The following is a 7,045-nucleotide window of genomic DNA, read 5'->3' as shown; positions in this document are numbered from 1 at the left end:
GCGGGGCGCGAGGGCCCCCCCGCGGGGGGCGGGGCGCGTCGCGCCCCCCCCCCGCCCGGGGCGGACGTGCCAGGAGCGCATCCTGAGAGATGCCCGCCCACCTCGCGCCGGCTACCGTCCGATCACAGACCGTCACCTCGCCGATGATCTGAGGTACCGCATGGACATCGCCTTCACCTTCGACTCGGCGTACGGGCGCCACGCGCACGCCGCCATCGAGTCGGTCCTCGACCACCACCGCTCGCCCGACGTCGCCCTCTGGCTCCTGGTGGCCCCCGACGTGACGGCGGAGATGAGGGACCGGGTCACGTCGCAGGTGGGGGACCGGGCCCGGGTCACCATCCTCGACCCGGACGTGCGGCTGGACGACCTGCCCGTGTCCACGGTCGACGAGTTCGGCTACGTCAGCAGGGCGACCTACCTGCGCCTGCTGTTGCCACGCCTGCTGCCCTGGCACGTCGAACGCCTGCTGTACCTGGACTGCGACATCCTGTGCGCCGGGTCGCTGCGCGAGCTGTTCGACCTCGACCTGCGGGGCAACGTCCTGGGCGCGGTGCGGGACGCGCACGCGGGCAGGCTGTCCGACATGGGCGGGCTGCCCGGACTGGCGGGGTACCCGGACCTCGACCCGGACGCGCCCTACTTCAACGCCGGGGTGCTGCTGATCGACCTGCCGGCCTGGCGGGACCGGGCCGTCACGGAGCGTTGCTTCGAGTACGTCAGGCGGCACGCGGCCGAGGCCCGGTTCACCGACCAGGACGCGTTGAACCGCACCCTGCACGGGAGCTGGCTGCGGCTGCCGAAGACGTGGAACCACATGCTCGCGGAGATCGACCCGTCGACGGCGGACGGCATCGAGCGGGCGCGGCTGGTCCACTCGATCGGCCCGGTGAAGCTGTGGGACGACGACTGCCCGGACAACGAGCGGAAGGCGCGGTACGACGAGTACCGCCGCAAGGCCGAGGACGCCATCGCGAGCCGGGTCTGACCCCGGATCGCCGCGCTCGCGGGGGGCGCGGCCGGACCGGGACGGGCGCCGTTATCGAGCATCCTCCGAGATGCACCGCCGTCACCCCGGGCGCGACCATGGTGGGGGGTCGAGCGCCGCGGGCCACGACAGGGCGTGGGGGCGCGTGATCGAGCGGTCCGCCCCGGGCCACGGCCGGATCCCCGCGCTGCGACCGCCCCGCCCGTCCATCCGTCGAGGTCCCCGTCGTGCCGGTGCGGGGCCGTCGTTGAAAGCGAGAAGTCCATGACCACCACCCCAGGTACCGTCGCCGACGAGCAGGCGCTGATCGCGGCCGTGCCCGCCCGCATGGTCGAGCTGTGGGCCGCGCACGACGCCGACGCGTTCGCCGAGCTGTTCCTCGAGGACGGGACCCTGATCCTGCCCGGCGTCTACAAGAGGGGCCGCGCCGAGATCCGCGAGTTCATGGCGGCCGCGTACGCGGGCCACTACAAGGGCACGACCGTCACCGGGCAGCCGATCGACCTGAAGCCGCTGGCGCCCGGCGCGGTCGCGCTGCTGACCGTGGGCGGCGTGCTGCCGCCGGGGGAGACGGAGCTGACGGAGGCCAACGCCATCCGGGCGTCGTGGATCCTCGTCAAGCGGGACGGCGAGTGGAAGCTCGCGGTGTACCAGAACTGCCCGCGCGACACGCCGACCTCCTGACCGCCGGTCACGACACGGGGGCGGGGACCGCTGGTCCCCGCCCCCTTCGCGTGCGCCCGCCGACCGTCAGGACGGCAGGGCGCGGCGGAACTCCCGCAGCTCGGCCACGAACAGGTCCGGTTCCTCCATCGCGGCGAAGTGGCCGCCGCGGTCCAGCTCGCTCCACCGCACGATGTTCGGGAACGCGCGGTCGGCGAAGCTGCGGACCGGCAGCGCCGAGTCCCGGGGGAAGACCGCCACACCCAGCGGCACGGGCAACGGCGGCTGCTCGGGCGGCGGCGTCGGAGAGGTCGGCAGGGTGTCGGCCATCTCGCAGTACAGCTGCGCGGACGAGCCGGCGGTCCCGGTCAGCCAGTAGAGCATGACGTTGGTGAGGAGCTGGTCGCGGTCCACCGCGTCCTCGGGCACCTTCGCCGAGTCGCTCCACTCGCGGAACTTCTCGACGATCCAGGCCAGCTGCCCGACCGGCGAGTCGGTCAGCCCGTAGGACAACGTGTGCGGCCTGGTGGCCTGCAACGCCATGTAGGCCGACCCGGTGTCCACGAAGGACTTGAGCAGTCCCAGGCGTTCGAGGTCGACCGGGCCGAGGCCCGCGAACGCCGACGGGTCGGCCGGGGGCGCGGTGATGAGGAAGTTGACGTGCGCGCCCAGCACGTGCGGCAGGTCCGTCCCGGCCAGGGTGAGGCTGATCCAGGCGCCGATGTCGCCGCCCTGCGGGATGTACCGGTCGTAGCCGAGGCGGCGCATCAGCTCCGCCCACGCGGCCGCGATCCGGCCGATGCCCCACCCCGGCCCGCTCGTCGGTCCGGACAGGCCGAAGCCGGGCACGGACGGGATGACGAGGTGGAACGCGTCACGCGGGTCGCCGCCGTGCGCGCGGGGGTCGGTCAGCGGCCCGATCACCGACTGGAACTCGGCGACGGACCCCGGCCACCCGTGCGTGATGATCATCGGCACGGCGTCCGGCTCGGGGGAGCGCACGTGCAGGAAGTGGACCTTCGTGCCGTCGATCTCGGTCACGAACTGCGGGAACTCGTTCAGCCGCGCCTCCGCCGCCCGCCAGTCGTAGCCGGTGCGCCAGTAGTCGGCCAGCTCCCTGAGGTACCCCGGCGGCACACCGCGGTCCCACCCGACGTCGGGCAACCCGCTCGGCCAGCGCGTGGCGGCCAGCCGGTCGCGCAGGTCGTCCAGGTCGGACTGCGGCACGTCGATCCGGAACGGCTCCACCGGAACCCCGGCGGTCGCGCGGACGTGGTCAGACATGCGCCGCCACCCGACCCCGCAGCCGGACCGGGCAGTCCTTGCGGCCGTTCATGATGAAGCTGCCCTGCGGCTCCAACCGGTCGCGCGGGACGGTCAGCTCGATGTCCGGGTAGCGCTCGAACAACGCCGGCAGCATGGCCAGCGTGGCCACCTTGGCCAGCCGCACGCCCAGGCAGTAGTGCACGCCGTGCCCGAAGGACAGGTGCGTCTTGTCGGCGCGCGTCGCGTCGAAGACGTCGGCGGTCTCGCCGTGCAGCTTGGGGTCGCGGCCGATCGCCGCGTAGTCGATCATCAGCGGGTCGCCCTGCTCGATCGTCACGCCGCCCAGCTCGAACCGCTCGGTGGCGAACCGGAAGGGCAGGTGGGCGACGGGGCACTCGACGCGCAGCGTCTCCTCCATCACGTCCTCCCACCGCACCTCGCCGCCCATCACCTTGTCGCGCAGGTCCCGGTCGGACAGCACGGCGATGATGGCGTAGTTCAGCGAGTTGACCATCGTCTCGGAACCGGCGCCCAGCATCAGGTGCAGGGTGCCGATCAGCTCGGAGTCGGTCAGCTGCGAGCCGTCCTCCTCCTTGGCCGCGATCAGGGCGCTGGTCAGGTCGTCGCCGGGGTGCTCGTGCTTGAACGCGACCAGGTCGGCGATCGCCTTCTCCCACTGGTCGACGTTGGCCTCGGCCTCCTCGGGCGTGATCCGGGTGTCCACGTTGACGTGCCCGCCGCGCAGCACGTCGGCCCGCGCCTCCTCGGGCACGCCGAACAGCTCGCACATCAGCCGGGAGGGCAACGCCTGGCAGTACCGGGACTTAAGGTCCACCACCTCGTCCGGGTCGCCCGCGCCGATCTCGTCGAGCAGGTCCTGGACGATCACGTCGATGTGCGGCGCCATCGCCTCGACCCGGCTGGTGGTGAACGCCTTGAGCAGCAACCGCCGCAGGCGCGCGTGGCCGGCCCCGTCGTGGGTGGCCATGTTGTCCATCGCGACCCAGCTGATCATCGGCCAGTCGCGGGGGATCTCGCCGTTGATGTAGGCGGGCCAACTCGTCCTGGGGTTCTTGGAGAACCGCTCGTCCAACAGGATCTGCTTGGCCAGTTCGTAGTCGTGCACCGACCAGGCGCGCACCCCGCCCGGCAGCTCGACCAGGGCGATCGGGCCCTGCTCGCGGAGACGGGCGCTCTCCCCGTGGGTGTCGGCGCCCTGGGTGTCGAGGACGTAGGGGCATTGGGCTTCAGCCATGGGGACACAGCCTCCCTGTGGGTGAACTCCGGGGGATCGGCACGGGCGCCGCGGGAGTCCGGGACCGACCGGCGCCGATCGAACGATCCGTCCCACGGTAGATCGGCGGGCGGCCCGTCGGATCTTCCAGAGTGCTGCACCTGTCGCGGGCGGCGAAGCGGTCGTCCGTCGCGTGCGGAACCGTCCACCGAGGAGGATCGACCGGCGGTGATGGCGCACTTTGGAAGGTGCTTCCGGTGTGGCGCGCTGTAACGCTCCTGGTATCCAGCCCGCATCCTGGGGAGGCCACATGACGGATCGGATCGGGGACCGGGCGGTCGTCCTGGGCGGCAGCGTGGCGGGGCTGTTCGCGGCCAGGGTGCTCGCCGACTTCTACCGCGAGGTGACGGTCGTGGACCGGGACCGGCTGATCGGCGTGACGGGACCGCGCCGCGCGGTGCCGCAGGGGCACCACATCCACGGCCTGCTGGCCCGGGGGCAGCAGATCCTGGAGGAGCTGTTCCCCGGCTTCACCAAGGAGCTGGCCGACACCGGCGTGCCGACGCGCGACTTCGGCACCAGCCTCGGCTGGCACTTCAACGGCCGCGGCATCCGCAAGGTGGAGACCGACCTGGTGTGCATCTCCGCCGGCCGCTGGCGGCTGGAGGAACGGATGCGCGACCGCGTGGCCGAGCTGTCCAACGTGACGTTCCTGGAGAACACCGACGTCGTCGGGCTCGACGCGGCGCCGGGCGGCGACCGCGTCACCGGAGCCCTGGTGCAGGACCGCGACGGGTCCGAACCGGCACGGCGGCTCCCGGCCGACGTGACGGTCGACGCGACCGGCCGCGGCTCCCGCACACCCCGGTGGCTGCGGGAGATGGGCTACCCGCAGGTGGAAGAGGAGCAGGTGCGGATGGACCTCACCTACACCACCTGCGACTTCCGCGGCCCGCTGGAGCACGACCCGATCGGCGACGGCATCGCGATCATCTCCGTGGCCACGCCCGGAAACCCGCGCGGCGCGACGTTCGCCCGGCTTCCCGACCGCTACTCGGTGTCCCTCAACGGGATCCTCGGCGACCGGCCGCCCACCGACCCGGAGGGCTTCCTGGCCTACGTCCGGTCCCTGCCGGTGCCGTCGATCTTCGAGTCGGTGCGCCACGCCGAGCCGATGGGCCCGCCGGTCACCTTCCGCTTCCCGAGCAGCGTCCGCCGCCGGTACGAGAGGATGGCGCGGCTGCCGGAGGGCCTGCTCGCCCTGGGTGACGCCGCGTGCGTCTTCAACCCGATCTACGCGCAGGGCCTGTCCGTGGCCGCGATCGGCGCGGTCGTGCTGCGCGAGCACCTCGGGCGCGGGCCGAGCCCGGCCCGGCGGTACTTCCGCGACCTGGCGCGGGCGATCGACGCGCCGTGGGACATGTCGGCGGGCGGCGACCTGGGTTTCCCCGGCGTCGAGGGCCGCCGCACGCTGAAGGTCCGGATGGGCAACGCGCTGATGTCCCGGCTCCAGGTCGCGGCGACCAGGGACAGCGACGTGTCGCGGGCCTTCATGCGGGTCGCCGGGCTCGTCGACCCGCCCACCGCCCTGATGCGGCTGCCCCTGCTGTCCCGAGTCCTGTGGCAGGCCCGAACCCGGTGACCCACCCCCTCGCACGACGATCCCCAGCGCAACCCGGAGGGTGCAATGACATCGACCACGCAAACCCTGCCCCCGACCGACCTCGAGGGCCGGACGTCGGCCCTGACGTCGCTCCTGCGCGAGCACGCGTTGTGGGCCGACGAGAACCGGCGCCAGCACGACGCCGTGCTCGCCGCGTTGGGGGAGGCCGGGGTCTTCCGGATGCGGGTGCCCACGCGGTACGGCGGCGCGGAGGCGGACGCGGGCACGATGCTGCGGACGCTGGTCCAGATCGGTCGCGGTGACGGCTCGGCCGCGTGGCTCTCGGCGGTGTGGTCCACCTGCGCGTGGCTCACCGGGTTGTTCCCGGACCACGTGCAGGACGAGGTGTTCTCCACCCCGGACGCGCTGGTGTGCGGCGTCCTGAGCCCGACCGCCACCGCCGTGCCCGGCGACGGCGGCATCGTGGTCGACGGCCGGTGGCAGTTCATCAGCGGGGCGCTGCACAGCCGGTGGCAGCTCGTGCTGGCCATGGCCCCGACCCCGGACGGCGGCGCGCAGTGGCCGGTCATGGCCCTGGTCCCGCTGTCGGACCTGGAGATCGTGGACGACTGGCACACCTCCGGCCTGCGCGGCACCGGCAGCGTCACCACCGTGGCCCGCGGCGTGTTCGTGCCGGGCGACCGCGTGCTGCCGATGGTCGCGATCCTCCAGGGCCGGTACGCGTCGGTGCTCAACGCCGACTCGCCGATCTTCCGGGCCCCCATGATCGCCACCGGCTGCGTCGCGTTCGCGGGCAGCGCCGTGGGGCTGGCCAGGGCGGCGCTGGAGACGTTCCTCGACCGGCTGCCCGGCCGCAAGATCACCTACACGGACTACACCAGCCAGCGGGAGGCCCCGCTGACCCACCTCCAACTGGCCGAGGCGACGCTGAAGGCCGACGAGGCGGAGTTCCACGCCACCCGGCTCGCCGCCACCGTGGACGAGAAGTCCGCCACCGGGGAGCCGTGGACGGTGCTGGACCGGGTCGCCGCCCGCGCGGCCCTCGGCCGGGTCCTGGGCCTGGTCAAGGAGTCCGTCGACGTCGTCAGCACGGCGAGCGGCGGCTCGTCGGTCTACTCCGACGTGCCGATCCAGCGCATCTCCCGCGACATCCAGACGCTGAACCTGCACGCGCTGATGCACCCGAACACCAACCTCGAACTGTACGGCCGGGTGCTCTGCGGCCTGGAGCCCAACTCGATGTACATCTGACGGGCACGGCGGCAGGGGG

Annotated in this window: 6 protein-coding genes; 4 read left to right on the top strand and 2 right to left on the bottom strand. The window is 72.8% G+C overall.

The features are described from left to right. Positions 1 to 160 precede the first annotated feature (160 nt). Together ACFXGA_RS38990 and ACFXGA_RS38985 are read left to right on the top strand one after the other, a co-directional pair. Positions 161 to 988: a glycosyltransferase family 8 protein gene (locus tag ACFXGA_RS38990; protein WP_378097847.1), complete on the top strand. Its 828-nt coding sequence runs from the start codon at positions 161 to 163 to the stop codon at positions 986 to 988. Positions 989 to 1,252: 264 nt separating this feature from the next. Beyond that, entirely contained in the window at positions 1,253 to 1,672 is a 420-nt protein-coding gene (locus ACFXGA_RS38985; RefSeq protein WP_378097844.1) for an SgcJ/EcaC family oxidoreductase, read from the top strand. A gap of 66 nt (positions 1,673 to 1,738) precedes the next feature. Here ACFXGA_RS38985 and ACFXGA_RS38980 read toward each other — a convergent pair whose 3' ends face one another. Together ACFXGA_RS38980 and ACFXGA_RS38975 are read right to left on the bottom strand one after the other, a co-directional pair. Further along, positions 1,739 to 2,935: an epoxide hydrolase family protein gene (locus tag ACFXGA_RS38980; protein ID WP_378097842.1), complete on the bottom strand. Its 1,197-nt coding sequence runs from the start codon at positions 2,933 to 2,935 to the stop codon at positions 1,739 to 1,741. Then, positions 2,928 to 4,172, bottom strand: coding sequence for a cytochrome P450 (locus ACFXGA_RS38975; RefSeq protein WP_378097839.1), 1,245 nt, complete (start codon positions 4,170 to 4,172; stop codon positions 2,928 to 2,930). The genes ACFXGA_RS38980 and ACFXGA_RS38975 overlap by 8 nt, the downstream gene beginning before the upstream one ends. Positions 4,173 to 4,461: 289 nt before the next feature. Here ACFXGA_RS38975 and ACFXGA_RS38970 point away from each other — a divergent pair, with 289 nt between their 5' ends. Both ACFXGA_RS38970 and ACFXGA_RS38965 read left to right on the top strand, forming a co-directional pair. After that, on the top strand, positions 4,462 to 5,793 hold the full coding sequence (locus tag ACFXGA_RS38970) for an FAD-dependent oxidoreductase (RefSeq protein ID WP_378097836.1): 1,332 nt from the start codon (positions 4,462 to 4,464) through the stop codon (positions 5,791 to 5,793). A 45-nt stretch (positions 5,794 to 5,838) separates the two neighbouring features. After that, entirely contained in the window at positions 5,839 to 7,026 is a 1,188-nt protein-coding gene (locus tag ACFXGA_RS38965) for an acyl-CoA dehydrogenase family protein (RefSeq protein ID WP_378097833.1), read from the top strand. Positions 7,027 to 7,045: the final 19 nt, after the last annotated feature.

It is taken from the genome of Actinosynnema sp. NPDC059335 (genome assembly GCF_042752395.1).
Classification (GTDB): Bacteria; Actinomycetota; Actinomycetes; order Mycobacteriales; family Pseudonocardiaceae; genus Actinosynnema.
This window is presented reverse-complemented; position numbering and strand designations above follow the sequence as displayed.

What these genes read in the sequence shown, in the direction of transcription:
- ACFXGA_RS38985 (WP_378097844.1), top strand. Translation starts at nt 1,253, where the DNA reads ATGACCACCACCCCAGGTACCGTCGCCGACGAGCAGGCGCTGATCGCG.
- ACFXGA_RS38980 (WP_378097842.1), bottom strand. Translation starts at nt 2,935, where the DNA reads ATGTCTGACCACGTCCGCGCGACCGCCGGGGTTCCGGTGGAGCCGTTC.
- ACFXGA_RS38965 (WP_378097833.1), top strand. Translation starts at nt 5,839, where the DNA reads ATGACATCGACCACGCAAACCCTGCCCCCGACCGACCTCGAGGGCCGG.
- ACFXGA_RS38990 (WP_378097847.1), top strand. Translation starts at nt 161, where the DNA reads ATGGACATCGCCTTCACCTTCGACTCGGCGTACGGGCGCCACGCGCAC.
- ACFXGA_RS38975 (WP_378097839.1), bottom strand. Translation starts at nt 4,172, where the DNA reads ATGGCTGAAGCCCAATGCCCCTACGTCCTCGACACCCAGGGCGCCGAC.
- ACFXGA_RS38970 (WP_378097836.1), top strand. Translation starts at nt 4,462, where the DNA reads ATGACGGATCGGATCGGGGACCGGGCGGTCGTCCTGGGCGGCAGCGTG.